Below are 25381 nucleotides of genomic sequence, written 5' to 3' on the forward strand. Positions count from 1 at the left end.
GATCATGCATCCCAAGCGAGCGAGGACAGGGCAACATGACCAGCGATATCGGCGACGTGCGTCGCGATTATCAGGGTGAGACACTGGACCCCACCACGACTCCGGAGACGCCTTTCCCGCTGTTTTCCGAATGGCTCAATGCGGCGCTGGAGAGCGATGGCAATGATGGCAATGTCATGACGCTGGCCACAGCCGACAGCAGCGGCATGCCCCATGCGCGGATCGTGCTGCTGAAGGGCTTCGATGAAACAGGTTTTGTTTTCTACACCAGCTATCAGAGTCAGAAAGGCAGCGAACTGGCCAATATGCCGCATGCGGCGCTGGTCTTCTGGTGGAGTACCCAGCAGCGTCAGGTGCGTATCGAGGGAAGCGTCGAGCAGATCGGCGCCGAACAGTCCGACCGCTACTTTCATTCACGCCCCAGAGCCAGCCAGCTGGGGGCCTGGATCTCTCAGCAGAGTGTCGAAATTCCCGATCGCCAGTGGCTTGAAGATCGTCGCCTGCGCTTCGAGAAGGCCTATGATCACGGCGAAGTGGAGCGCCCGGCGCACTGGGGCGGCTATCGGATACGGCCGGTCATGATCGAGTTCTGGCAGGGCCAGCCGAGCCGACTGCATGATCGGGTCCGCTACCGCTGGTTCGAGCGGGAACATCACTGGCAGAAGGTACGCCTCGCTCCCTGAACCTGCCGATATGAAAAAACCCGGCCATGCCGGGTTTTTCATGGCTACCTTCACTTTCAGCTGTTGCAGCCTTCGGTCCACTGACTGACCACATCCTCGTGATTGCTGACCCACTGTCTGGCGTTCTCGTAGGGGTCGCTGCCATCTTCCCGATTCATGAGCATGACCTCGCCCATCTGGTCCGGGGTCCAGTGGAAGTTGTCGAGAATGCAGTAGGCACCCGGCATCTCTTTCTCGAGCCCCTGGCGTGCGATGGTGTCGATCTCTTCGGCGCCCCCGAAGACCCCTTCGGGATCATTCAGATATTTGAGATCATAGCGCGAGAACATCCAGTGGGGTGTCCAGCCGGTGACGACAATGGGCTCCTCGTTCTTGATGGCACTGTCCAGCGCAGCCGTCATGGTCGCCCCACTGCCGGAGGTCAGGGACATGTTCGAGAGACCATAGGTGTCGATGGCATCCTCGGTCTTGGACATGATGCCGGCGCCGGGATCGATACCGGTAATCTTGTCATTGAACTCGTCGGCGTGCTCTTCGAGATCGCTGATCATCGAGACATCATCCACGTATTCGGGGACCACCAGACCCAGTTTGGTGCCCTCCAGATTGGCACCGAGGTTGTCCAGCCGATCCTTGAGCTTGCTGTAGTAATCGGCATGGGTGGTCGGCAGCCAGGCCGAAACCATGGCGTCGGCATCCCCATAGGCCACGGCCTGCCACATTGCGGCGGCAGAAAGGGAGGAGATGTCGACGTTGTAGCCCTGCTGCTCGAGTACGGCGCGGACCACATTGGTTGAGGCCACTTCCGAGGACCATTCCACATAGGCCAGGGTGATATCTCCCTTGTCACCCCCTTCCGAGGCCATGGCCGGCATGCCGGTCAGGCCGGCGCCGAGCACCATGCCGCCCAGGGCAGTGACCACGGCCTTGCGCAGTGTCGTGTTGCGTTCTTGTTGCATCATTGTGTTGTCCTCTCCTGCGTTACAGTTGTGTCATTGGCATGACACGCCCCGTGTTCCGGGAGCGCCCTTGGCGATGACCGACACCGCATGGCCCACCATCGGCGGAAACGGCCCGGCCTCGCCCGATCACTCCGGCTTGCCGCGCAGCGTCTGGGTCAGACGGTCAAGCAGCATGGCCAGAATGACCACCGCAATACCGGCTTCGAAACCGGCACCCGGCTGGAGTCGCTGAATGGCCCGCCAGACTTCACTGCCCAGACCATTGGCGCCGATCATGGCGGCGATGACCACCATCGACAGTGCCAGCATGATGGTCTGGTTGATGCCGGCCATGATGGTCGGCAGTGAAAGCGGCAGCTGGAGTTTGACCAGCTTCTGGGACTTGGTTGCACCATAGGCATCCGCGGCTTCCATGAGCTCAACCGGTACCTGGCGAATGCCCAGCGTGGTGAAACGGATGGCAGGTGGCATCGAGAAGATGACCGTGGCAAAGATGGCCGAAACCGAGCCGATGCCGAAGAAGGGAATGGCGGGGATCAGATAGACAAAGGCCGGCATGGTCTGCATGAAATCAAGTACCGGCATGATGATGCGATAGAACCGCTCCGATAGCGCGGCCAGTATGCCCAGTGGCAGCGCAATGATGACGGCCACGAACGTGGCGATCACCACCAGGGTGAAGGATTCGATCATCGGATCCCACAGCCCGAGATTCCAGATCAGTCCCAGCCCGAGGATGGAGAACATGGCCAGCCGTACGCCTGCCAGTCGCCAGCTCAGCAGGGCAATGGCAATGATCAGCACCCAGGGTGGCAGCCACATGAGGCCATCGTTGAGGCTGCTGATGCCCGTCTGGGTCACGGTCGAAATGCCGCGGGTGATATTGGAGTAATGCCCGGTCAGGAAGTCGAGCCCGGCCTCGATCCAGTTGCCCAGCGGGATGGATGGAATCGTGAAGTTCATGCCTTTTCTCCCTGCTGGGGTGCATCGGGCTGCGGCTGACCGACGGATCCGCTCTCCTGCTGTGATGATGAGGTTTCGGCCAGCTCGGCCAGTACCGATCCCTTGACCACCACGCCCTGGAGGCACCCTGCCTCATCGACGACGGCGATCGGATAGCTGCGCTGCTGAAACATCGCAAACAGGTTGTGCAGGGGCTCATCGGGTGCTGTCCTGGGAGAGTCGGTCACGATCAGCTCATCGATGCTCTCCTGCCCCTGGCGTGCCGCCCGATCAACGGCCTCGGCTTCCACGATGCCCATCAGGCGTCGGTCACGATCAATCACGTAGATCGAATCGAGGCCGTTCTCCCGCATGCGGTGCAGGGCGGTTCTTGGCCCCTCCCCGAGTCGCACCGTGGCCCGTACCGGATGCATGGCCGAGGACGCTGTCAGCACGCGGGACATGTCGACGCCTTCGATGAAGCGGCGGACATAATCATTGGCAGGCTGGGTCAGGATATGTTCGGGCGTACCGATCTGCACGATCTCGCCATCCTTGAGCAGGATGATGCGATCCCCGATGCTCAGGGCCTCGTCCAGATCATGGGTGATGAAAATGGTGGTCTTGCGCATGCGATGCTGGAGCTGCAGCAGCTCCTGCTGCATGTCATTGCGGATCAGCGGGTCGAGTGCCGAGAAGGCCTCGTCCATGAGCAGGACACTGGCGTCATTGGCGAGTGCCCGGGCCAGCCCCACGCGCTGCAGCATGCCGCCGGAAAGCTGTCGGGGCATGGCCTGTTCCCAGCCTTCCAGACCGACCTGTTTGAGCGCCTCGATGGCCCGCTGCTGGCGTTCCGCCTTTTCGACGCCGCGAATTTCCAGTCCGAACTCGGCATTGCCCAGCACGGTTCGATGCGGGAACAGGGCAAAATTCTGGAAAACCATCGAGAAATGACGGCGCCGGCACTGCAGCAGCGCCTTGTCATCCAGCTCGGGAATGTTTTCCCCATCGATGATGATCTGCCCTTCGGTCGGCTCGATCAGCCGGTTCAGACAACGGATCAGGGTCGATTTTCCCGATCCGGAAAGCCCCATGATGACCAGCAGCTCACCTTCGCGAACATCGAATTCGATATTGGAAAGGCCCAGTGTCTGACCGGTTTTTTCCCGGATTGCAGCGCGATCAAGCCCCTGGTCACGAAGCTCGAGCGCCTTTTTGGGGTGGTGCCCGAAGACCTTGCTCAGCCCGCGCACCTGAATCTTGACGGAATTGGTGTCACTCATGTGTTGTTCGATCCAGTCATCCCCTCGGGGTTGATGGTTACGACCGTGGCAGGGCATGGATCACACGGCGCGATACATAACGCATGCCTCTAGTCGTCTGTAATTCTTGATTATATTTCGTAATGGATCATACGTTGTCATCTTCTGATGATCAACGATAACACAGCATTATGTTATGACACGTTAACGGAGCGCTGCTGGACGTGATCCTTCCAGGGCTCAGTCGCGCAGGTTCTCGAGCCGATGACGCTGCCAGTCACTGCGAGGCTCATTGAGCCTCAGCGAAAGCTCCAGCATCTGCTCTTCGGGAATCAGACGCACCCGGAACCCGAGCTTTTCGACCAGACGGCGCATGCCCCGGTTGTCAGCGCGCACCTCACCGACCATTTCCAGCGTGCCCACGCTGCGACAGTAGTCGATCAGCTTTTTCATCAGCCGCTGGCCCAGCCCAACCCCCTGCAGGTCATCGCGAATGATGATGGCGAATTCGGTGCGAATGTTGTCGGGATCGTTCCATACCCGGCTGATGCCCAGCATATATTTCTCTCCCTGCGGGGCGTGATACTCCGCCAGGAAGGCCATCTGCCGGTCATAATTGAGCTGGGTCAGTTCGGCAAGCTCGCGCTCGCTCAGCGTCGCCTTGTGATGGAAGTAGCGGTAGCGGATACTCTGCTCGGAGAGATGGGTGTGAAATTCGCGAATCAGATCGGCATCCTCGCCGCGGACCGGGCGCAGCGTGACCGGCCAGCCATTGGCCAGCACGACCTGCTCACGAAGCTCTTCGGGGTACGGCATGATGGCATGATGCGCCGGTTCGCCGAGATCCAGGGCAAAGTCGACAGCCAGCAGTTGCTCGCGATTGAGCAGCAGCGGATTGATTTCCAGACCGCGCAGCTCCGGCAGATCGGTACACATCTGGGACAGTCGGGTCAGCAGTATGGCCAGCCGTTCGAAGTCCCGCTCCGGTTCGGGAGAGTGCTCGCGGATCAGGGTGGCGGCATGGGAAGAGTCGATCAGATGGTGGGCGAGGTTCATGTTCAGGGGTGGCAGGGCAATACAGCGATCACTCATGACATCGGCTCGATAGCCACCCAGTCCGAACACGATCACCGGTCCGAAAACCGCATCCCGGGTGATGCCGACAGCCAGTTGGAGGGATTGCTTGCCGCGCTGCATCGGCTGCATGCAGTAGCTGTAGATCCCTTCGCCGGGCATGGCAGCCTCGACCCGCTCCTTCAGTACCCGAATCCCTTCGGTGACAGCTTCGGGAGTATCAAGATCCTGCAGCAGATCCGGAGCCGGACGGTCCGGGCGTCGATCGGCACGGAAGGGCAGGCAGTTGCTGCGATGCACGGCCTTGAGTGCCACCGGGTGTTCGAGCTCGTAAAAGCGCCTTCTGCCCTCCTCGGCCGATTGCACATAGAGTGCGGGCGCCGTGGCAATCCCGTAGGCGCGCAGGGCCATGGCGGTCTCTTCATGGGTCAGGCGGTCCCGGCCACGCCGATGGGCATCATCGATCAGCTCATGACAGCGCTGTCGCACCATTTCTGAAGTATCGAACGCCAGCGCCGGTGGGGTCTGGTGCAGCAGTGACTGTACGCGCTGATACTCGATGTTCAGCATGAAGGCCCGCACGGCCTTTTCAGGAGAGACGTGGGTGGCCAGGCCCACGCGATGGCAGGCATCCCGTGCCGGGCGCGCGGTGGCCAGGCCCATCCAGCTGGTAAACAGGGTAACGGAGGTATGCCGCCAGAACTCGATGACGGCCTCGGCGAGTTCCACCGAAGGCGCCATGCGCGTCGGAGCGTGAATCAGTAGCACGGCATCCACCCCCTCATCGCCTGCCAGCAGTTCCAGGGCACGTACGAAACGCTGGGGTGTGGCATCGCTGCCCAGGTCAATCGGATTGCGTCCCGGCAGGCTGTGATCCAGCCCTTCCGCCCCGAGCAGCCTGCGGGTAGTGTCGCTGAACTCGGCCACCTTGCCACCCTGTTCAAACAGTCGATCCAGCGCCAGCATCGCCGGCCCCAGCCCGTTGGACAGAATCGCCAGACGCGGTCCACGGGGGCGGGCCCGCGGCCGGCTGAGCACTTCGAGTGCCTCGAACAGTTCATCACTGTCCGACACCCGCACTACCCCGGCTCTTGCCAGCGCGGCATCGAAGACCCGGTCCCGGTGCTCGATGCCCGGGGTAGCCACCATCGAAGCGGTCTCGGTCTGCGCCGTTCGGCCGCTCTTGATGGCCAGTACCAGCCGCCGGCGTGATGCTTCACGCAGCGCCGTCATGAAATGCATGGCGTCGAAGATATACTCGACATGAATGATCAGCGCCCGGGCACTGCCCTGATGATTATTGAGGTAATCGATCAGATCCGGCAGTCGCACATCGATGCTTTCGCCCAGCGTGACCAGATGGGAGAGCCCCAGTCCGCGACCCGCAGCCCAGTCGATCATGGCGCTGCCGAGCATGCCGGACTGGCCCAGATAAGCCACGCGCCCATGTTCGAGTGCAGTCGTGGCGTAGGTGGCATTGAAACGCCGGGCCGGTACAGCCAGACCCCGACACTCCGGCCCCAGCACGCGTACTCCAGCCTGCAGGGCAGCCTTCAGCAGACGCGGATAGCACTCCGGGTCATCCTCGCGTGGCGGTCCGGAAAACACCATGGCGGCTCGGATGCCGTGCTCGCCCAGCTGCGTCAGAATGGACTCGACTGCATCGATGGGGGCGCAGACAATCGCCAGGTCCGGGGTCTCCGGCAGCTGATCGAAAAAGGCGTGTGAGACGATGCCTTCAGGCAGCGCTGCCGGTTCCAGCGCCACGGCATCCATGCGGCCGGTAAAGCCCGCCTCGACCAGGTTGCGGATGATGGTGATGGCAGTAGCGTCATCCCCGGCCACCGGACCGACCACGACCAGTGAACGAGGTTCGAAGAAGTAGCGCAGGAACCGGGTGCCCATGCTCCCCTCCTACAGCGTTGAGCGGCATACTCTGCCAGTATGTCGGCATGAGCTGATGAGCACCACCCTGTTACGGCCCGTTCATACCGATCTGCCCCTGCATGCTGGTGCCGCCGGGGCATGGCGACGGAGGGAGAGAGCATGATCACGTCCTGGATCAGTGACCGTCAGCATGTCCGGCACCACATGGGCGCCGGACATCCCGAGAGCCCGGAGCGCCTGGCCGCCATCGAGCAGCGCCTCAATGCCAGTGGCGTGCTCCATCATGCCGTACAGTTCGCGGCACGTCCGGCTACCGATGAACAGATCCTGCAGGTACATTCGGCGCAGTACTGGCAGCAGTTGTTGCATCAGACACCTGCCGAAGAGGGCGAGCTGACAGCCCTGACCTCGGATACCCTGCTGACTCCCTGGAGTGTCGAGGCTGCCCGCATGGCGGCGGGTGCAGCCATTCGCGGCATCGATCAGCTCTATCGCGGACAGGCCGACAATGTCTTCTGTGCCGTCCGTCCGCCCGGCCATCATGCCGAGCGCAGCGGCGCCATGGGGTTCTGCCTGATCAACAATGTTGCCATTGCCGCAGCCCATGCCCGTCTCGTCTACGGGGTCGAACGCATTGCCATCCTCGATTTCGATGTCCATCAGTGCAACGGCACCATCGATATTTTCCGACACGACCCCGGGGTGCTGGTCTGCTCAAGCTTCCAGGAAGGTCTGTTCCCGCAGCGCTACCATCAGGCGCCCTCCGCGAACGTGATCAATACCCCGCTCGCGGAGGGCAGCAACGGTGATGCCCTGCTGGCCGCCATCGAGCGTGAATGGCTGCCGGCACTGGAGCGTCATCGCCCGCAACTGATCTGCATCAGTGCCGGTTTCGATGCCCATCGCGATGATCCACTGGGAGGGCTGAGCCTGAGCGGCACGGATTTTCATCGGATATCGCGTCTGCTGGTCTCGCTGGCCGGCGAGTACAGTGAGGGGCGCCTGCTATCGGTACTGGAAGGCGGCTACGAGATGAATGCGCTGGCCGAAGGGGTCGAAGCCCATCTGGCGGCGCTGCTGGACATGCCATGGTCGCCTGCAAGCTGAATGCCCCCGTCTCGGACGCTGGGCGACCTGACTCGAGTATGTCACGATGAAAGCATGTGTCCCTGATTGATAGCCTGATGAGCGATAGCAATGAATCGGCCATGCCGCCGGGGCTGATGACCGATCCCGACGGTCTCGTGGAGCCCCTGCGCCTGGGTGAACGGCTGCGCGCCATTCGTCGCGCACAGCGCTGGACACTGGAAGACGTGCGCCAGCGTACCGGCGTTGCACGCTCTACCCTTTCCAAGATCGAAAATGATCAGCTCTCGCCCACCTTTACGGTGGTACAGAAGCTGATCAATGGGCTCGACATCGATCTTCCCCAGCTGCTGCGACAGCCGCCCCGACCACCGCAGCGCACGGGGCGGCGCGATCTGGATCGTGCCGGTCAGGGTCGTCTTCATCCTACGCCGACCTATGAACATGAACTGCTGGCCGGCCGGCTGGAACACAAGCACATGGTGCCCTTCAAGACCGTGGTGCGGGCTCGTGAAATCAGTGAGTTTACCGACTGGGTCCGCCACGGCGGCGAGGAATTCCTGCTGATTCTGGAAGGAGCCATTCTGCTCTATAGCGAGGCGCATGAAACGCTGCAGCTCGACTGCGGCGACAGCCTTTATTTCGACAGCAGCGTGGGGCACGCCAAGGTCTCGATCAGTCCGCAGGATGCCGTCGTGCTTTCGGTCTGTACCGATGCCGACTGATCCGGCTCATGGCAGGCCGGTCCGGCTTGCCAGCCGGCTCATTGGTGCCACAATCCCGGACAGATTGCCGTATTCGGCTTCATCGCCACGGAGAAAGTCATGCAACATCTTGATAACGCTACCCGCACCGAAATAGAAGCGGCGGCCTTCCGTCAGCTACTGGCTCATCTGGATGCCAACAAGGATGTGCAGAACATCGACCTGATGATCCTGGCTGACTTCTGTCGCAACTGCCTTTCCAAATGGCTGGTGGCAGCAGCCGGCGAGCGCGGTATCGAACTCGAATATGAAACGGCGCGCGAGTATGTCTACGGCATGCCCTATCAGCAGTGGAAGTCGCTCTATCAGCAGCCGCCTTCCGAGGAGCAGCTGGCGGCGCTGAAAGCCCGTCAGGAAAGCCACGAGGAAAGCGGAGCGCATCAATGAGCGCCATCGAGGAGGGGTTCATACCACTGTCGGTGGCCGTATTGACCATCTCCGACACCCGCACCGTCGATACCGATCGTTCGGGCCGATTGCTGATCGATCGACTCGAAGGCGCAGGTCACCGGCTGGAAAAGCGCGAAATCATTCCTGACGATCCTTATCGCATTCGCGCCCGGGTCGCGGACTGGATCGCCGATCCGGCCGTCCAGGTCATTCTGACAACCGGCGGTACCGGCTATACCGGGCGGGACTCGACGCCCGAGGCTGTCAGTGTCCTGTTCGATCGCCCCATCGAGGGTTTCGGCGAGCTGTTTCGCCAGCTCTCGCGCGAGGATGTAGGCAGTTCGACGGTTCAGAGCCGGGCGCTGGCCGGCATGGCCAACGGCACGGTCATCTTCTGTCTGCCCGGGTCGACCGGGGCCTGCCGCACCGGCTGGGAACGCATTCTCCACGAGCAGCTCGACTCCCGGCATCAGCCGTGCAATTTCGCCAATCTGGTCATCCCGGGGCGCGAACAGCATGGCAGCTGAAGCGAGACATGAAGGATTGCACGATCCGGCCACGGCCCTGACAGCGCTGCTGGATGGGGTGATGGCTCTGGAGAGTGAATCGGTAGCGCTGACCCAGGCACACGGGCGTACCCTGGCCGATACGGTGACCGCACTGATGGATACCCCGCCGGCCGACAACAGTGCCATGGATGGCTATGCCATTCGAGCGGCCGATGCCGGACGCACCCTACCCGTCTCACAGCGCATTCCGGCCGGCCATGCGCCTGCGCCACTGGCTCCGGGGACCTGTGCCCGCATCTTCACTGGTGCAGTCATCCCCGAAGGGGCCGATAGCGTGGTGCGTCAGGAAGTGGTCGAGGAGAGCGCTGAAGGCGCCGCGATACCCGGGCCGGTGACGGCAGGCAACAGTGTGCGACGGCGCGGCCGGGAGATGCAGCGCGGGGCCACCCTGCTGGAAGCCGGCACACGCCTGAACGCAGCTGCCGTGGGCTTTCTGGCCAGCCAGGGGTACGACCGGGTGGCGGTTCGACGGCGACCGCGGGTCTCGCTGCTGGTCACCGGTGACGAGCTGGTAGAACCCGGCAGGCCGCTCTCGCCGGGGCAGATCTACAACTCCAACGCGCCGATGCTGGCCGCCCTGCTGTCCGAATTCGGGGCCGAGGTGGTGGCGAGCCGGCATGTGGCGGACAGCCTTGATGCCACCGTAGCCGCACTGGCTGACGCCGCCGAGGGGTCGGATGTCGTGGTCACCAGTGGCGGCGTCTCGATCGGCGAAGAGGATCATGTACGCAATGCCCTGCAGCAGTTGGGCACGCTCGATCTCTGGCGTCTGTCGATCAAGCCCGGCAAGCCGCTGGCCCTTGGGCGGATCAAACGGGGCAATGGTGGCGAAACCCGTTTCGTGGGTCTGGCCGGCAATCCGGTATCCAGCTATGTCGGGGCCTGGCTGTTTCTTCGCCCCCTGATGGGCGCCCTGCTGGCCCGGCCGGATCAGGCTGCGCTGCCGGCTCTGCGCGCGCGCGCGGGGTTCGAAACGAGCACCGAGCGGCGGGCCAACTACATGCGAGTCTCGCTGACGATCGAGGACGATCAGCTGGTGGCCCATGCCTTTGCCGACCAGGACTCCTCGGTGCTGCATTCCTGTGTTCAGGCTGATGGGCTGGCGGTGATTCCGGCCTGGCATGAGATCGCCCCGGGTGACATGATCGACGTCCTGCGCCTGCAGCCCTGAGCCGGCAGGCCCGAGCCTGTTTCGAAACGGAATGAGCAGTTCACGGAGTGAACCATGATGGCGGGAAGTCGGCGGCTGATGACGCTTGGTATACTGGGCATGATGGCGGCTGTGCCCGCACTGGCTGAAGAAAATGCACCCCAGGTGCGGGAGTGGTCCTGGTCCGGCGACACCGGACCGGAGCACTGGTCAACCATCAACCCGAATTATGAAACCTGCGGTACCGGCAGCAACCAGTCGCCGGTCGATCTCGGAGACTCCCTGAAAGTGGCCGGGCTTGCTGCCCCCGAGATCAGTTATGACCAGCCACTGCTGGTGGTCAGACGGGAAAGCACCGGCCTGATGATCGAAGGGCCGGCGGATAATACGGTTACCCTGCATGGCCATATCTATACGCTGGCGCGCATCGAGTTTCATGCCCCGGCTCAGCACAGCGTCGAGGGTGAGCGCGCTGCCATGGAGATCGATTTCATCCATACCGATGAAACCGAGCAGACCCTGGTCATGGCGGTGCTGGTCAGGGAGGGGGAAGCCTCGCAGGCCCTTGACCGGATCTGGAGTCGGGTGCCCGATGTCGATCGCTCGATGACTCTCAACGGGGAAATGCTGCCATCCCGGCTGCTGCCCCGGGAGCGAAATGGCTGGTCCTACAACGGTTCACTGACCACCCCACCGTGCAGCGAGGGGGTGCGCTGGTGGGTCATGAAATCGCCGATTCATGCTTCCCGGGCCCAGATCGAGCGCTATCGCCAGTGGTTTGACGTCGATACGGCTCGGCCGACCCAGCCGCTCAACGCGCGTTACGTGCTTGAGCAGCAGTAGTCACGCGGCATTCATCACGCAGGCTCAGCATATCCGGCCACAGGTCCCGAAAGGCAGCGGCCAGCGTGGCGCGATGGGCGCGAATCCAGGGCAGCAGCTGTGCCAGCCGATTGACGCCTGTCAGGCGCTCCCCCAGACCACTGATCGCCTGGCAGGTAAAATCGAAATCGGCATAGCTTGATAACCAGTCATGCCGGCGCAGCAGTGAAATGGTGGTCGCCACACGCGGCGGCACCTGCTGCTCCCCCTGTTCCAGCACCCGATAGCTGCGTTCGATCAGAGCCCTGCCGGCGGGTTCGGCAAGACAGTCTTGTGCCAGAAAATGGTCCCACAGCAGATCAAAGGCGATGCCGGCCACTCGCCGTTCCGGCCCCTCGATCCGGCGCCTGAGGGCAATCACGGTGGGATGATGGTCGATGGTGGCATCAACGCGCCGATGATGACGAATGCCCAGGGCAATATCCTGCGGCCATTCGTACAAGCGACTGCCGCGCACCCCATCGGCGATCAGATTACCGAAGAGAAAGCCGTCACTGCCCGGCTCGGCCAGTACCGCATGTGCCAGAAAATTCATGGCCTGTTCCAGGAGTGCCGTATCGTCATGCCGCTTCAACCATTATAGGCAGTTGGTCGGTTTCGGCAGTCCGGCCAGCCGTGCCACCACCCGTGCCGGACTCTCCGGAAACAGGGTCATCAGATAGACCGAGCGCCCCTGCTCCTCACCGAGTGACTGGCGCACCAGCTTGACCAGCGCTCGCATGGCGGGAGCCATTTCATAGCGTTCATAGAACGCCCGCACCAGCTCGATGATGGCCCAGTGCCGCTCATCCAGTGTACGGCCTTCGTGCTCGGCCAGTATCCGGGTAACCGCAGGCGTCCATTCGGCGGGATCGAGCAGATAGCCCTCTTCATCCAGCATGACGCAATGGTCCCCGATATCGAGCCGTCGATTGTCTTCCGTCATCGGTCAGAACCAGCTGATAATGTGTCGGCAGCGTTCAGTCAGCGCAACGAACCCCTTCATGTCGACCCGCTGTACATCCTGTGCGATTTCAAGCAGGTGCAGGCCGCGCGCCCGGAGATCCTCCTCGAGCACATGCAGGCGTTCACCCAGCGCAATCAGGCGTTCGGGGGGATGGGCAAGGCTTGTGACCCCATCCTCGATCAGCAGTACCTGATCATGCGCGCCCAGCGCACTCATCATATCTTCCCAGACCCGATGGCCATGAGTGGCGCGATTGAGCAGATGCAGACTGGCTTCGGCCGAAGGCGCGTGTTGCTCTGTCATGGACTCCCCGCTTGGCTAGAAATTCAGCACCAGATCACTCTGCGCGATCAATTCGGCCGGCTCCGCCGGCCCGGTGTCACAAGCCAGCTGCGAGCGGCGCAGGCCCAGATGTTCGAGTGACGCATCAGTCACGTGAAGCTGCTCGATATCATACATCGGCAGCACGTCGATCATGGCGCCGGTACCCTTCTGGCCGAGCGGCCCACTCTGCTGGGCAGGCAGCAGCGCCAGCACGCCCTCGCCCATGAACAGCAGCGAGATGGATTGCCCCAGTGCCGCGCCGACCAGCGCCGTCTCCAGGGCCTCACGGACCCAGCTCGAGCCGGTCGGCGAATGGCGAATGATGATCAGAAGCCGCTGTACATTTTCACTCATCGGAATCCACCTTCAGGGCGCAAAGGTCAGCAGCCGGTCATGGGTCAGGCCGGCCTCGATCAGCTGTCCCAGTCCGGTCAGTTCGAACGGCGCTTCAAGCGTATGAGCCTCCCGCTCATGGCGCTGCGCTTCGCGCTGATCCAGCAGGCCTCGCCTGAGTCCCGAGGCGACGCAGACCAGCAGCTGTGTCTGCTGCTGGTCATGCAGTTCACACCAGCGCTCGAGCAGGTGTGGCTCATCGCGCGGAGGGGTCATCAGCCGGGATGCATTATAGACCCCATCGTGATAGAAAAAGACCGTCCCCACCCGATGGCCACGCGCCGGCAGTGCCATGGCAAAGCGTAACGCAGAATGGGCGGCCTGTTGGCTGTAGGGGGCCCCCATCACCAGCAAGGCGTAATTCATCGGTAACGGCATCTCCTCATGCAATGGCCCCGCATCCTTGCAGATGCGGGGCCATCAGGTTACTCCGTTCGGCGCTTCCATGCAGCAGATCAGTCGTCGGACATGATCCCGAGAATCGACAACAGGCTGACGAAGAGGTTGTAGATCGCCACATACAGTGAAATGGTCGCGAGAATATAGTTGGTCTCACCACCATTCACGATACGGCTGGTTTCGAACAGGATCATTGCCGAGGCAAACAGCACGAAACCGGCCGAGACGGCCAGCGCCAGGGCAGTGATCTGGAAAATCATCGCAGCGACCATGGCCAGGATCAGCACGATGGCGCCGGCCATGATGAAATTGCCGAGGAAACTGAAATCCTTGCGCGTTACCAGCGCGACAGCGGAGAGCCCCACGAAGGTCAGCCCGGTCATGCCCAGTGCCATGCCGACGATCTGCCCGCCATTGGGCAGGGAAAGGTAGAGATTGAGCATCGGCCCGAGCGTAAAGCCCATGAAGGCCGTAAAGGCGAAGATGGCTGCCAGCCCGGCAGCGGAATCCTTGCACTTGTGGACCAGAAACATCAGCCCATAGGCGCCGATCAGGAAGATGAAGATATTCATCTGTCCGACACCCATCGCCATGGCGGTCCATGCCGACGCTGCCGAAACGAGCAGCGTCATCGACAGCAGCATGTAGGTATTGCGCAATACCTTGTTATTCGACAGCGAACCGGTATTCGTCTGCGAAATATCGTAGGTTCTGTTGGCCATTCTGGCTCTCTCCTGGGTACCCTGGTTCAGGCATTGGCGGAACACAGCATGCCCGCTTCGTTACGGACTCTGCAAGGAGCCGGCTTGACGGGACGCGGGTGGCTGGTATGATTGCTCGCCGTGAGCCGGAGGGATGGCAGAGTGGTCAATTGCACCGGTCTTGAAAACCGGCAGGGGTTAACGCCCCTCCAGGGTTCGAATCCCTGTCCCTCCGCCACCTGCTCTTCTTTCTCCCCATCGCCCGCCTGGCCGATGGGGTTGCAGCCGGCAACCGTTTCTTGCCGTGCCCTGCCATCCTTCTGCACCTCAAGCTGATTGATTTCACGCCTTCGGTCAACATGACATCAAGCTGCACCTAAGCTTGGCGATGTGGGCAATGGCCATTGCCGTCATGCTCATCAAGGAACCCCATGCTGACACTGGCATGCCGTTCTGCTCCGAAAGATGTATTTCCAGTTCCTGTCATCTGCCTGACACTCCGGAGTCATCTGCTTAAAAGCCTACAGTCACTGTAAAGGACATACTGATGCTGAGTAGGCAGTTCCATTGCGCAGGGTTCAGGGAGCTGCAGACATGATGTATCTGGCGGGTTATCTTCTTACAGTGTCCTTCATGGGTGTGTTCGTGCTGGGAGCACTCAAGGTGAGATCGGGAAGCGGCCATTACATGGAGGAGTAGGCTCACCTGCTCCAATCGGTTGCTGCAGGGGCCCGCTTTTGCTGATAGCGGGCCCCTGCCGTGATGAGCCAGCCACTGTTCAGCCGGCCACGATCTCGGTGTGACCACAGTTCCAGCAATGCCACTCATGACCATCCGCAGTGCGCGAAACGCAATCGTCCCAGCGGCAGGCCGGACAGCGCAGGGTGGCATCAAAGATGTCCTCGCAGCGGACGGCGTGGTAGTGGTCCGTGCTGACGAACGACGCTTCAGCTGTCGGCCGCGGCGGGAGGCGGGCTACACCATGCTCGGCCACGGCGCGGTCGTGGCCGGGTCTGGCGATGGTGTTTTCGCCCTGAAGAGTGATGTGACAAACGGAGTGGTCGGCTTGTTTTATATTTCAGACTGATACGTTAATAGTACTCAGCGATACACTGGCGACTTCCTGATAACTGATTTTGACATCAGCGAAGTCTTCCGGGTAACCCCGGCACCTTATATCAGAATATTTAGATAATATGAAATTTTTCCGGGTCCTGTTCCTGTTTCCGGGGTGCCCCGAACCGGCTCGCGACCCATGAGCATTGCAGGCCGATCGCGTCTTGCCTAACCTTCGGATGACCATTCGAGTCAGGGGATAGATCATGACAGGTGATAAAGGACGCGGCTTCACCCGTGGCAACATGAATCGCGAAGGCTTCCATGAGGAAGGTCGAATGTTCAGTCCCGGCGATCGCCCCGGACATGCCGGTGAGTTTCAGGAGTGTGATTCACAGGGTAATCTGCTTGATCAGGAACATCGTATCCAGCTCGACAGTGATGATGAGTCCCTTCCCGACACCTGGCACAAGAACAATCTCTGGAAGATGATGAACTGACTTCTGGCAAGGCAACCTGTACTTTTTCCGCGCCTCCGGCATATGCCGGAGGCGTCATATCGGGCCCCATCACGGAAGGAAACCAATGCGCCCCGCCCTGATGATTTCAGCCATGAGTCTGGCTCTGTTGAGCGGTTGTGCCGGCCTGGAGCATGACACCACGCATACTCCCTACGCCGAGCAGCCCCCCGTACAGGCCCGTGCCAGTGGCACGCTGAACTGTAACGACTGCCCTGCCCGGCCGGTAGAGCTGACGCTCTATTCGGCCACCCGCTTCGATCCCGAAAGCTTTCGGCTGACCCTGGCCGGTGCCGATGGCACTTCGGCCACCAATGCCGACTTCCAGCCTGCCAGTGGCAGTGTGTTTCGTATCAGTGGCGGACAGCAATATCCCGATCAACAGCTGCTGATGCTGGTGGAGCCCATCAATCAGCAGGTCATGATGCTGCTGCCCATGCAGGATCAGCGCTACCGGGTGCTGCGCTACAGGGGGCAATCCGTCACGGGCTCGTCGATGCTGACCCCCGTACAGGCGCGATCGGCCACACGCTAGACGCCGATTCTCGTCCGGTCACTTCACGCCGACAGCTGCATGGCCGTTTCAGCCATGCAGCCTGAGTCCGACACGCAGCACCCGGTTGCCCTCCACTTCCTGAACAATCCAGTGAATGCCGTGCCAGTCGATGTCATCGCCCACTACCGGATTACCGCCCACCCGTCTCGAAACGAACTCACCCAGCGTATGATCACGCTCGCCGGCTGACAGGGTCAGACCGTAGGCATCGGCGATATCCGCCATTGTGGCGCTGCCGTCGAGTGAAAAGGCGCCGTAGAAATCACGCTCCCGCTTGAGCTCGGCTTCGCCGTTGAATAGACGGTTGAGCGCAGGCAGATCGGCTGTTCTGCCGATCATGCAGGCAATGTCTCCGGCCTGGGGGCGCGTGCTGCCCTTGGGGTGAATCATGGTATGACCGCGAAACAGGGCAGCCATGGTGGAGCCCGAAGGGAAGCGCAGCATGCGCAGGGGGGTATTTTCCACCCGGTGGCTATCGATCCGATAGACAAACATCTCATAGTCGTCCTCGGGCAGAATGCCCAGCAGCCGACGTCTTGCCGGTGCCACCCCGGGAGGAAGTATGACCTTCAGTCGTCGTGCAACGGGTCCCAGCGTGGTTCCCTGCAGCATCAGTGAAATCAGCACCACAAAGAAGGCAATATTGAAATAGAGTGAGGCGTTCGAAACCCCGGCGATTACCGGGAAGATGGCCAGCACGATAGGCACCGCACCACGCAATCCCACCCAGGCAATGAAGAACAGTTCACGCCAGCGAAAACCGAAAAAGGGTCTCAGGCAGGCCAGTACGGCCAGCGGGCGAGCCACGAAAATCAGCGTCAGGGCCACCAGGATGCCCGGCACGGCATAATCGATCATCTCACTGGGGGTAACCAGCAATCCCAGCGTCAGAAACAGGCCGATCTGGCTGAGCCAGGCAAGCCCGTCATGTACCGGCAGGATGAACTCCAGATGCCGGCCGCGGGTGTTGCCGATCATCAGCCCGGCAAGATAAATGGCCAGAAAGCCACTTCCGCCCATCAGGTTGGTCACCGAAAACAGCACGAATCCCATGGCGGCCGTCAGCAGTGAATAGAGCCCGGGGGCGAGATCCAGCCACTTGAGCAGTCGCGCCAGCAGCAGCCCCCCTCCGATGCCGACCAGCAGTCCGACACCGAACTGGCCGACGAACAGCCAGAGGCTGTCGACCACACCCCTGCCGGTGCCGGTCAGCAGCTCTGACAGCAACAGGGTCAGGAAAATCGCCATCGGGTCATTGGTGCCTGATTCGATCTCAAGCGTGGCGCCTACACGTTCGTTGAGATGAATGCCCTGGCGACCCAGCATGGAAAAGACGGCGGCAGCATCGGTGGAGCCCACGATGGCACCGACCAGCAGTCCCTGCAGCAGGCTGAGATCGAAGGCCCACATCGCAATCAGACCAGTCAGGCCACTGGTGATGAACACCCCGAGCGTGGCCAATGACAGCGCCGGTCGAAGCCCGACCCGGAAGGTTTTCATGCGTGTGCGCAACCCCCCGTCGAGCAGGATCATGGCCAGAGCCATCTGTCCGATCAGATAGGCCTGCGAGTAATCCTGGAAATCGATGCCGCCTATACCATCGACACCGGCCAGCATGCCGATGCCCAGAAACAGGGGAAGCAGGGGCATGCCCATCCTGGCCGAGAGCCGGCTGGCCAGAATGCTCAGCGTCAGCAGTAGTCCACCGATCAGGAAAAGGCCGTTGAAATCACTCACGTATCAGTCTTTACCCCTCTGGATGGTTGACTGCCAATCATTGAGCCACCCGATGATCCAGCCAGTCAGGCTGATCGCGCATCACCGGCCATGACATCGGCCCCAGCACCTCAAGACACCACAGCACCGCTCGGTAATGCAGGCGTTGCCGGCTGATGCGGGGAACCGCCCCATGACACCGATAGGCCCTGCAGAAACGCTGACGCAACGTCTCGTCATCCAGCAACAGTTCCAGCAATGCCCAGTCAAACTCGATGGGAGCGACCACCAGGGCTTCCCAGTCACTCCAGAAACCGTCAGTGGCGCTTTCGAGATACTGATCGGCACGCAGGTCCGGCAGGCACCATACTGCCCGGTCAGGTAGCGCAACGGGTTCATCGGCCAGTTCGTGCATGGCCCGTGCATCCGACTGTCGCAGAAAGTTGCATACCCTGTCCGGCCATGCGGCCAGCTCGTGGCGTCCGGATAACGGGTGCCCGAACCAGTTGGCGGTCTCGCGGTGCAACAGGCCCACCTGGTGCCCGAGCCGTTCGGCAAACTGTCCCGTCCAGCTTGCCTGCTCGGCCTGTCGCCATGGCAGACTCCAGATCGGCGAGTGCTGCAGGCGCGCCAGAAAGGTCATGGGCATCGGCATCAGGGGTAGATCGGGCGGCAGCATGCCGGCCACCATGGGCAGTGTCTCGGCATGCGCCCAGCGATCAAACCCGAACAGCTGCCGGATACCCCGCCAGAAAGGGGATGTCACGTCGGTACGCGCCAGCTTGATCAGCTCCGGCGCTACGCCATCGCTTTTCCAGCACCAGTTGGAAGCATCTTCCCAGTCCAGTGACAGGGGATTCAGCTGCCGACCCAGCAGCATGGCAAGACGTCTGGTCAGCTCTTCATCGGGGAGCATGCGCAGCTTCCAAACTCACCGGATGGCTCTCTTCGTTTCGTTCGCTCGGTCATTAACATTACATGACTGGAAGCGCTGGGCGAAACGCTGCATGACATATACACTGCAGATTGTCTGGATGGGGGTGCCCTGCGATATACGCATATCAATGGGCTGAGAGTGGCAACACAACCCCTGGGTCCTGCAATGGACTCGCTACCTGATCCGGTTAATACCGGCGGAGGGAATTCCGGACCGTGCCGAGGCACGCCCTTCGCCTCGACATGGAGATTGTCGATGCCATCTACCCGGGCTGTTGCGGTTGATCCCCCGACCGTGCGGCTGGATGACGTCCACCTTGCCTATGATGATTCACCGCTGTTCGAGCAGCTCGAGCTGACCCTGCCCGCCGGCAGCTGGACCTGTCTGCTGGGGCGCAGTGGGTGTGGCAAGAGCACACTGCTGCGCCTGATTGCCGGTCTGGCAACCGGCGGCGAGTCGCGCTTCACGCTGAGTACCGATGACCAGTCTCCCCTGCGGCATCGCATTGCCTGGATGGCGCAGCAGGATCTGCTGCTGCCGTGGAGCCGGGTCATTGATAATGTCACCCTGGGCAGTCGATTGCGCGGCCAGACGACCGACCGGGAGCGTGCACACGAGCTGCTTGCTGCCGTGGGGCTGACACATGCCGCCCAGCGCCGGCCCGAGGCGCTTTCCGGTGGGCAGCGCTCGCGTATTGCCCTGGCGCGTACCCTTTATGAGGGCGCCAGTGTCGTATTGATGGATGAGCCCTTTGCTTCCCTGGATGCCATTACCCGACTGGAGCTACACGAGCTTGCCGCACGGCTGCTGGCCGGTCGCACGGTCATCATGGTCACCCATGATCCCGCCGAAGCCCTGCGTCTGGCGGATCGTCTGCTGGTCATGCACGGCCTGCCGGCGACCCTGTCGCTGCACGAGGCACCGTCCGGCACGCCTCCGCGGGATATCCATGATGCCGAACTGATCACTCATCAGCGTCAGCTGCTCGACCTGCTCAACGAGCAGACGGCTCCCACCGACATCGCCGTTGGGCAGCAATGAAGATCATGCAACGACTGACTGCAATGACGCCCGCCCTGCTGGGGATCGGACTGTTGCTGGCAGGCTGGCAGGGGGTGGTACTGCTGTTCGATCCGCCGCGCTATATCCTGCCCGGCCCCGCTCGGGTAGCGCTGGTTCTCTGGTCGCATCATTCGCTGCTGCTTCATCATGGACTGATCACACTGCTGGAGATCCTTGGCGGATTTGTGCTAGGGGTATCGCTGGGCGTGCTGACGGCCCTGGCCCTCTCCGTCTTTCCGACCCTAAGGCGCACCCTGCTGCCACTGCTGCTGGTGACCCAGGCGATTCCGGTCTTCGCCCTGGCCCCGATCCTGATGCTCTGGTTCGGCTATGGCATGCTGTCCAAGATCATCATGGCCATGCTGATCATCTACTTTCCCGTGGCTTCAACCAGCTACGACGGATTGCGCCAGACCCCGCCGGGCTGGCTGGAGCTCGCCACCACCATGGGGGCCACGCCCTTCAGGCGGCTCTGGTTCATTCGCATTCCGGCCGCCCTGCCCTCCTTCGCTTCGGGATTGCGCATGGCGGCCACGGCGGCGCCGATCGGAGCAGTGATCGGCGAATGGGTCGGTTCCAGTGCAGGGCTGGGCTATCTCATGCTCCAGGCCAACGGGCGCATGCAGACGGATCTGATGTTTGCTGCCCTGGTGGTGCTGGTGGCGTTTGCCGTGACCCTTTATTTCCTTGTCGACGGACTGTGTCGCCAGCTGCTGCCCTGGCAGCCGGACCGTCGCCATAACGATGATTGATCAATCCGGAGAATTGCCATGAATCAGTGGTTTTCCCCTTTCATGAGTCGACGCCGTTTCACCCAGCTGCTGGGACTCTCGCTGCTGGCGCCCGAGGTCTGGGCAGGTACCCAGCCGGACAGCGGCCAAGGTTCATCTGATGCCGGTGGCAACCCGTCCACCGCTGATGACAATGCCCTGTCGCCACCGCCCCTGGACAAGATGAGTGTCATGCTGGACTGGTACGTCAATCCCAGTCACGGCCCGCTGATCGTCGCCGCCCGGAAGGGCTTGTTCAAGGAGTATGGTCTTGATGTGGAACTCTCCACTCCTGCCGATCCCAGCGCACCCCCCAAGCTAGTGGCCGCCGGGCGCAGCGATCTGGCCGTCAGTTATCAGCCCCAGCTGCATCTGCAGGTGGATCAGGGGCTGCCACTGCGCCGGGTCGGCACTCTGATCGGTACGCCGCTGAATATCGTGATGACACGCGCCGACAGCGGGATCGAACAACTTTCCGACCTCAAGGGTAAAAGGATCGGCTATTCGGTCGGCGGCGTCGAGGAAGTGCTGCTGGAGGCCATGCTCAATCATGCTGACCTGACCCGGGAGGATGTGGAGCTGGTCAACGTCAACTTTTCCCTGACGCCTGCCTTGATCAGCGGTCGTGTCGATGCCGTAACGGGTGCCTTTCGCAACTTCGAACCTGCCCAGATGGCACAGGAGGGCGTCAAGGGGCATCCCTTCTATATCGAGGAAGAGGGTGTTCCCATCTATGATGAGCTGATTCTGGTCGCCAACGGTAATTCGCTGCCGGAGCAGCGCGATCGGATTTCCCGCTTCCTCAAGGCCGTGGAATTCGCCACCATGTGGATCATCAACCATCCTGAAGAGAGCTGGGAAGTCTTCCGATCGTGGGATGCCTCGCTCGATAACGAGGTCAATCGGCAGGCCTGGCGGGCCAGTCTGCCACGCTTTGCACTGCGACCTGCTGCCGTTGACGTTCGACGCTACCAGGAGTTCGGCCAGTTCCTGCAGGAGCGCGGCGCGATTGAACAGACGGCGTCACTCGATCAGCTTACGGTGGATGTCAACCGCACACCCGCCGAACAGGAGTGAGCGCGGCCGCCTCCGGGCAGCCGGTCCGGGGCAGCCAGCTTGTCTGCTGCCCCCGCGTCTTCTATGGTCTGCAGATCATACGGGGCATGAGATCAGCGAGACCGTCGCCCTGTCTTCCCCATGCTGGCCTGCATGCCTGGAGTGCGGGATATGGCAGCAGTAAGCCGGCAACCTGCGCGGATGTACGCATTCCTTATTATTCTACTCAACTTTTATGTGTTATTTTCTACTCTGGTTCGTGAATAACCCGAGAGTCGCGAGAGCCACATGAATCTAACGCCCCATCACGAACATTTCGAACGTGTTCGTCAGGACCATCAGCGCGAGCTGGTCGAGGATTATGTGGAAGAGATTGCTCATCTGCATCGCCACCTGGGTGAAGCACGTGCCAGTGATCTGGCCGAACGTTTCGGCGTCAGCCCCGCGGCCGTCTCCAAGGTCGTCTCTCGGCTCAAGCGGGATGGACTGGTCAATGCGCGCCCTTATCGGGGCATTTTCCTGACCGAGTCGGGAGAAGAGCTCGCTCAGAAGGTCGCTTCACGCCATCGGGTGGTGCTCGATACCCTGGTGGCGCTGGGCGTGCCTGATGCCGTGGCACGCGCCGATTCCGAAGGCATCGAGCACCACTGCAGCGATGAGACCGTAGCTGCCATGCACCGTTTCCTGCAGGAAAATCCCGAGCTGGCGGCTCGCGCCCGAGGCAATCGTGAAACCTCTGACCGCTGAACCGGCGCCGGCATGACGGGGCATGCCCCCGGCCATCCGGTGAGATGCATGGCCGGATGAGCCCGAATCTCCTGCGTACCGAAGTCGCTTTCGTCTGATGTCATCTGCTTCTGCCTCTCCTCATCTGCCGCTGGCTGATACGCCCCTGATCTTCCTCGATCTGGAGACCACCGGCACGCGCGCCACTCGCGATCGCATTACCGAGATTGCAGCCCTCAAGGTGCTGGATGGTGAAGTGGTGGATCGGTTCGTTACCCTGGTGGACCCCGGTGTGCTGATTCCGCAGGCCATCACCGGCCTGACAGGCATCAGTGATGAAACCGTGCAGGGTCAGCCGGCCTTCGAGACCATTGCCGATGAGTTCCGCCACTGGGCCGAGGGCGGCATTCTGGTGGCGCACAATGCCCGCTTCGATATCAGCTTTCTGCGTAACGAGTACCGTCGTCTCGGAGGCCGCTTTCATGCCCGGGTCATCTGTACACTCCGGCTTTCGCGTCAGCTGGAGCCCGGCTTTCATCACTATGGACTTGATGACCTGATTGCCCGTCATGGGCTCTCCTGTTCGGCACGCCATCGTGCCCGGGGAGACGCCGAGGCCCTGCTGACACTCTGGCAGCACTGGAGTCGCCATCATCAGACCGAAAGGATCGAGTCACTGGCACTTGCCCAGGAACGGAACAGCAGCCTGCCAGCCCATCTCGATCCCAATCTGCTTGATGAACTGCCCACCCGTCCGGGCGTCTACCTGTTCTATGGCCAGGACCGCATGCCGCTTTATATCGGCAAGAGCATCAATCTGCGCTCACGGGTACTGAGTCATTTCAACAGTGATCATCGTAATGACCGTGAAATGAAAATCATGCGTCAGCTCCATCATCTTGATTGGCATGAGACCTCAGGTGATCTGGGGGCGCAACTGCTCGAGTCGCACCTGGTCAAGCAGCTGTCTCCGATCTACAACCGGAAGCTTCGGCGTCAGTCCTCGCTGAAGACCTGGTGGTGGCGTACGGCTGCCGAGCGCCCCGAGCTGGCAGGGGCCGAAGCGCTCGGCCAGGCCAGTGACGGTACAGCATTCGGCATGTTTCGATCCCGTGGTGAGGCCACCAAGGCACTGCGGCAGATTGCCGAAGAGCATGGCCTCTGCCCCCGGGTGCTCGGTCTCGAAAGTGGTCGGGGGCGATGCTTTGCACATCAGCTCGGGCGCTGCAGCGGCGCCTGTTGCGGTGAGGAATCCATCGAGGTGCACTCCGAGAGAGCGCTGGCCGCCCTGGAGGGGCTGCGCGTCCGACACTGGCCCTGGCCCGGACGAGTGGCTTTTCGCGAGCATGATGACCAGGGCGTGCCGACCTATCATCTGGTGGACCAGTGGTGCTACCTGGGCAGCTTCAGCCATCTCATGGAGGCCCCGGAAAGTGGCACCCCCGTGAGCTTCGACGCTGATACCTATCGGATACTGCGCCGTTTCATGCCCGAATATGCCGACAGTGACGACATCATTGCTCTGGATTGAGCGGCCTACCCGGCGGTTTTCAGGAACCGGTCCACGGCCTGGCGAAAGGCTTCGGGCTGCTCGGCATGCAGCCAGTGCCCGGCACCGTTCAGGGTTTCGATACTCGCATGGGGCAGTACTGCCATGATGGCCTCATGGGTGCTGTCCGGTACGTAATCGGACCGATCGCCACGAAGCACCAGAGCGGGGCCCGGATAAGGTGCCTCTCCTGCCGGCGCTGCTGCCAGGGCAGCATAGTCGGCTTCAATCTGTTCCAGCCCTACTCGCCAGCCCAGCACCCCCCATTCGTCACGCACCAGATTGGTGGAGAGGAACTGGCGGATGGCGGGCGTCCCGATGGCGGTCGTCATGGCCTCATCGGCTTCGCGGCGCGACTCGGGCTGGGCATCTTCAGCGGCATGCATGGCCCTGAAGATGTCATCGTGACCGTGTTCATAGGCCACCGGCGCGATGTCGGCCACGATCAGGCCGGCAATTCGATCTGCCTGCTGGCGCGCCAGCGTCATGGCCAGCTTGCCCCCTATGGAGTGCCCCAGCAGGAAACACTCCCTGATATCCAGCTGATCCAGCACGGCCAGTACATCCTGCGCCATGGCATCGTAGCTCATGCCTTCCGCATGAGGAGAGCGTCCATGGTTGCGCAGATCCATGGCAATGACCCGATACTGCTCCTGCCAGACCCGAATGTGGGAGCGCCAGTTGTCCAGGCTTCCGAACAGACCATGGAGAATCACCAGTATCGGTCCATCGCCACCTGTATCCGTATGATGCAACTCAAGCGTCATGCCGTACTCCACTCCTGTCCTCTTGCGGGCACCGGTACTGCCAGAGTGTAACACCCCTGCTGGCACTCGACCTGCAGGCAGTGCCCAGCCTGTCCTGACACCCGCCCGGGCGAAGCGTTGGGCGAAGGCGAACAATCGCCTGAAAATGTGCTTCACAGCACCGTTGAAAGAGCGTTAATTCAGCTTATGGACAACCATTTTTGGTTTATTGATCATTCGGTGAACAACGGGTGTCGATACGGTCGCCCCGATCT

The 25381-nt window shown here is 61.5% G+C and carries 28 protein-coding genes and 1 tRNA gene; 16 read left to right on the plus strand and 13 right to left on the minus strand.

Annotated elements, in window-relative coordinates:
• The first annotated feature begins 35 nt into the window (after nucleotides 1–35).
• Entirely contained in the window at nucleotides 36–683 is a 648-nt protein-coding gene (gene pdxH / locus C7446_RS05725; RefSeq protein ID WP_121172140.1) for a pyridoxamine 5'-phosphate oxidase, read from the plus strand.
• Between the two features lie 56 nt (nucleotides 684–739).
• On the opposite strand, the gene C7446_RS05730 is transcribed toward pdxH, so the two are convergent.
• The 4 genes from C7446_RS05730 to C7446_RS05745 form a co-directional block, all read right to left on the minus strand.
• Nucleotides 740–1645: a glycine betaine ABC transporter substrate-binding protein gene (locus C7446_RS05730; RefSeq protein WP_121172141.1), complete on the minus strand. Its 906-nt coding sequence runs from the start codon at nucleotides 1643–1645 to the stop codon at nucleotides 740–742.
• A 126-nt stretch (nucleotides 1646–1771) separates the two neighbouring features.
• On the minus strand, nucleotides 1772–2608 hold the full coding sequence (locus C7446_RS05735; RefSeq protein ID WP_121172142.1) for an ABC transporter permease: 837 nt from the start codon (nucleotides 2606–2608) through the stop codon (nucleotides 1772–1774).
• The gene (locus tag C7446_RS05740) at nucleotides 2605–3870 is read right to left on the minus strand and encodes a quaternary amine ABC transporter ATP-binding protein (RefSeq protein ID WP_121172143.1); all 1266 of its coding nucleotides are present in this window, start codon (nucleotides 3868–3870) and stop codon (nucleotides 2605–2607) included. The genes C7446_RS05735 and C7446_RS05740 overlap by 4 nt, the downstream gene beginning before the upstream one ends.
• A 219-nt stretch (nucleotides 3871–4089) precedes the next feature.
• Nucleotides 4090–6828, minus strand: a complete 2739-nt coding sequence (locus C7446_RS05745) for a bifunctional acetate--CoA ligase family protein/GNAT family N-acetyltransferase (protein ID WP_121172144.1) — start codon at nucleotides 6826–6828, stop codon at nucleotides 4090–4092.
• 141 nt (nucleotides 6829–6969) lie between these two features.
• Between C7446_RS05745 and C7446_RS05750 the strand changes: the two genes are divergently transcribed.
• The 6 genes from C7446_RS05750 (at nucleotide 6970) to C7446_RS05775 (ending at nucleotide 11612) form a co-directional block, all read left to right on the plus strand.
• A complete protein-coding gene (locus tag C7446_RS05750) occupies nucleotides 6970–7917 on the plus strand; it encodes a histone deacetylase family protein (protein WP_121172145.1) in 948 nt (315 codons plus the stop codon).
• Between the two features lie 77 nt (nucleotides 7918–7994).
• Complete coding sequence (locus tag C7446_RS05755) at nucleotides 7995–8621, plus strand: helix-turn-helix domain-containing protein (protein WP_121172146.1); 627 nt, start codon at nucleotides 7995–7997, stop codon at nucleotides 8619–8621.
• A 99-nt stretch (nucleotides 8622–8720) separates the two neighbouring features.
• Nucleotides 8721–9047 (plus strand): DUF1244 domain-containing protein, encoded by a 327-nt coding sequence (locus tag C7446_RS05760; RefSeq protein WP_121172147.1) that lies wholly within the window; start codon nucleotides 8721–8723, stop codon nucleotides 9045–9047.
• The gene (gene moaB, locus C7446_RS05765; RefSeq protein ID WP_211327867.1) at nucleotides 9044–9577 is read left to right on the plus strand and encodes a molybdenum cofactor biosynthesis protein B; all 534 of its coding nucleotides are present in this window, start codon (nucleotides 9044–9046) and stop codon (nucleotides 9575–9577) included. The genes C7446_RS05760 and moaB overlap by 4 nt, the downstream gene beginning before the upstream one ends.
• Complete coding sequence (locus C7446_RS05770; RefSeq protein WP_121172148.1) at nucleotides 9567–10790, plus strand: molybdopterin molybdotransferase MoeA; 1224 nt, start codon at nucleotides 9567–9569, stop codon at nucleotides 10788–10790. The genes moaB and C7446_RS05770 overlap by 11 nt, the downstream gene beginning before the upstream one ends.
• A gap of 54 nt (nucleotides 10791–10844) precedes the next feature.
• On the plus strand, nucleotides 10845–11612 hold the full coding sequence (locus C7446_RS05775) for a carbonic anhydrase (RefSeq protein WP_121172149.1): 768 nt from the start codon (nucleotides 10845–10847) through the stop codon (nucleotides 11610–11612).
• On the opposite strand, the gene C7446_RS05780 is transcribed toward C7446_RS05775, so the two are convergent.
• From C7446_RS05780 to C7446_RS05805, 6 genes are all read right to left on the minus strand, one after another.
• Nucleotides 11581–12186 (minus strand): acyl carrier protein phosphodiesterase, encoded by a 606-nt coding sequence (locus tag C7446_RS05780; protein WP_121172150.1) that lies wholly within the window; start codon nucleotides 12184–12186, stop codon nucleotides 11581–11583. The two genes, C7446_RS05775 and C7446_RS05780, sit on opposite strands and share 32 nt — an antisense overlap.
• Before the next feature lie 42 nt (nucleotides 12187–12228).
• Nucleotides 12229–12576 carry a TusE/DsrC/DsvC family sulfur relay protein gene (locus C7446_RS05785; RefSeq protein WP_121172151.1) on the minus strand — a complete coding sequence of 116 codons (348 nt, stop codon included), beginning with the start codon at nucleotides 12574–12576 and terminating at the stop codon, nucleotides 12229–12231.
• A gap of 3 nt (nucleotides 12577–12579) precedes the next feature.
• A complete protein-coding gene (gene tusB / locus C7446_RS05790; protein ID WP_121172152.1) occupies nucleotides 12580–12900 on the minus strand; it encodes a sulfurtransferase complex subunit TusB in 321 nt (106 codons plus the stop codon).
• 15 nt (nucleotides 12901–12915) lie between these two features.
• The gene (tusC, locus tag C7446_RS05795) at nucleotides 12916–13275 is read right to left on the minus strand and encodes a sulfurtransferase complex subunit TusC (RefSeq protein WP_121172153.1); all 360 of its coding nucleotides are present in this window, start codon (nucleotides 13273–13275) and stop codon (nucleotides 12916–12918) included.
• Nucleotides 13276–13287: 12 nt separating this feature from the next.
• Nucleotides 13288–13680, minus strand: a complete 393-nt coding sequence (gene tusD / locus C7446_RS05800) for a sulfurtransferase complex subunit TusD (RefSeq protein WP_121172154.1) — start codon at nucleotides 13678–13680, stop codon at nucleotides 13288–13290.
• Nucleotides 13681–13769: 89 nt separating this feature from the next.
• Complete coding sequence (locus C7446_RS05805; protein WP_121172155.1) at nucleotides 13770–14435, minus strand: Bax inhibitor-1/YccA family protein; 666 nt, start codon at nucleotides 14433–14435, stop codon at nucleotides 13770–13772.
• A gap of 127 nt (nucleotides 14436–14562) precedes the next feature.
• Here C7446_RS05805 and C7446_RS05810 point away from each other — a divergent pair.
• From C7446_RS05810 to C7446_RS05820, 4 genes are all read left to right on the plus strand, one after another.
• A tRNA-Ser gene (locus C7446_RS05810) sits at nucleotides 14563–14652 on the plus strand.
• A 588-nt stretch (nucleotides 14653–15240) separates the two neighbouring features.
• Nucleotides 15241–15501 (plus strand): hypothetical protein, encoded by a 261-nt coding sequence (locus tag C7446_RS05815; protein ID WP_121172156.1) that lies wholly within the window; start codon nucleotides 15241–15243, stop codon nucleotides 15499–15501.
• 235 nt (nucleotides 15502–15736) lie between these two features.
• Entirely contained in the window at nucleotides 15737–15970 is a 234-nt protein-coding gene (locus C7446_RS16275) for a hypothetical protein (RefSeq protein ID WP_147408730.1), read from the plus strand.
• Nucleotides 15971–16082: 112 nt separating this feature from the next.
• Nucleotides 16083–16523 carry a hypothetical protein gene (locus C7446_RS05820; RefSeq protein ID WP_147408731.1) on the plus strand — a complete coding sequence of 147 codons (441 nt, stop codon included), beginning with the start codon at nucleotides 16083–16085 and terminating at the stop codon, nucleotides 16521–16523.
• A gap of 48 nt (nucleotides 16524–16571) precedes the next feature.
• On the opposite strand, the gene C7446_RS05825 is transcribed toward C7446_RS05820, so the two are convergent.
• Both C7446_RS05825 and C7446_RS05830 read right to left on the minus strand, forming a co-directional pair.
• Nucleotides 16572–18281 (minus strand): potassium/proton antiporter, encoded by a 1710-nt coding sequence (locus tag C7446_RS05825; RefSeq protein ID WP_121172158.1) that lies wholly within the window; start codon nucleotides 18279–18281, stop codon nucleotides 16572–16574.
• 37 nt (nucleotides 18282–18318) lie between these two features.
• A complete protein-coding gene (locus tag C7446_RS05830) occupies nucleotides 18319–19176 on the minus strand; it encodes a hypothetical protein (protein ID WP_121172159.1) in 858 nt (285 codons plus the stop codon).
• 276 nt (nucleotides 19177–19452) lie between these two features.
• On the opposite strand from C7446_RS05830, the gene C7446_RS05835 reads away from it, so the two are divergent.
• The 5 genes from C7446_RS05835 (at nucleotide 19453) to C7446_RS05855 (ending at nucleotide 24342) form a co-directional block, all read left to right on the plus strand.
• Nucleotides 19453–20238 (plus strand): ABC transporter ATP-binding protein, encoded by a 786-nt coding sequence (locus tag C7446_RS05835; protein ID WP_121172160.1) that lies wholly within the window; start codon nucleotides 19453–19455, stop codon nucleotides 20236–20238.
• A 5-nt stretch (nucleotides 20239–20243) separates the two neighbouring features.
• Nucleotides 20244–21011 (plus strand): ABC transporter permease, encoded by a 768-nt coding sequence (locus C7446_RS05840; protein ID WP_121172353.1) that lies wholly within the window; start codon nucleotides 20244–20246, stop codon nucleotides 21009–21011.
• Between the two features lie 18 nt (nucleotides 21012–21029).
• Entirely contained in the window at nucleotides 21030–22106 is a 1077-nt protein-coding gene (locus tag C7446_RS05845) for an ABC transporter substrate-binding protein (protein WP_245977713.1), read from the plus strand.
• A gap of 267 nt (nucleotides 22107–22373) precedes the next feature.
• Nucleotides 22374–22832, plus strand: a complete 459-nt coding sequence (gene mntR / locus C7446_RS05850) for a manganese-binding transcriptional regulator MntR (RefSeq protein ID WP_070977432.1) — start codon at nucleotides 22374–22376, stop codon at nucleotides 22830–22832.
• 97 nt (nucleotides 22833–22929) lie between these two features.
• Nucleotides 22930–24342, plus strand: a complete 1413-nt coding sequence (locus C7446_RS05855; RefSeq protein WP_121172161.1) for a 3'-5' exonuclease family protein — start codon at nucleotides 22930–22932, stop codon at nucleotides 24340–24342.
• 5 nt (nucleotides 24343–24347) lie between these two features.
• Here the strand turns inward: C7446_RS05855 and C7446_RS05860 are convergent, their stop codons facing one another.
• Complete coding sequence (locus tag C7446_RS05860) at nucleotides 24348–25127, minus strand: alpha/beta fold hydrolase (RefSeq protein WP_121172162.1); 780 nt, start codon at nucleotides 25125–25127, stop codon at nucleotides 24348–24350.
• Nucleotides 25128–25381: the final 254 nt, after the last annotated feature.

The sequence above is a fragment of the Kushneria sinocarnis genome (assembly GCF_003633775.1).
Lineage (GTDB): Bacteria > Pseudomonadota > Gammaproteobacteria > Pseudomonadales > Halomonadaceae > Kushneria > Kushneria sinocarnis.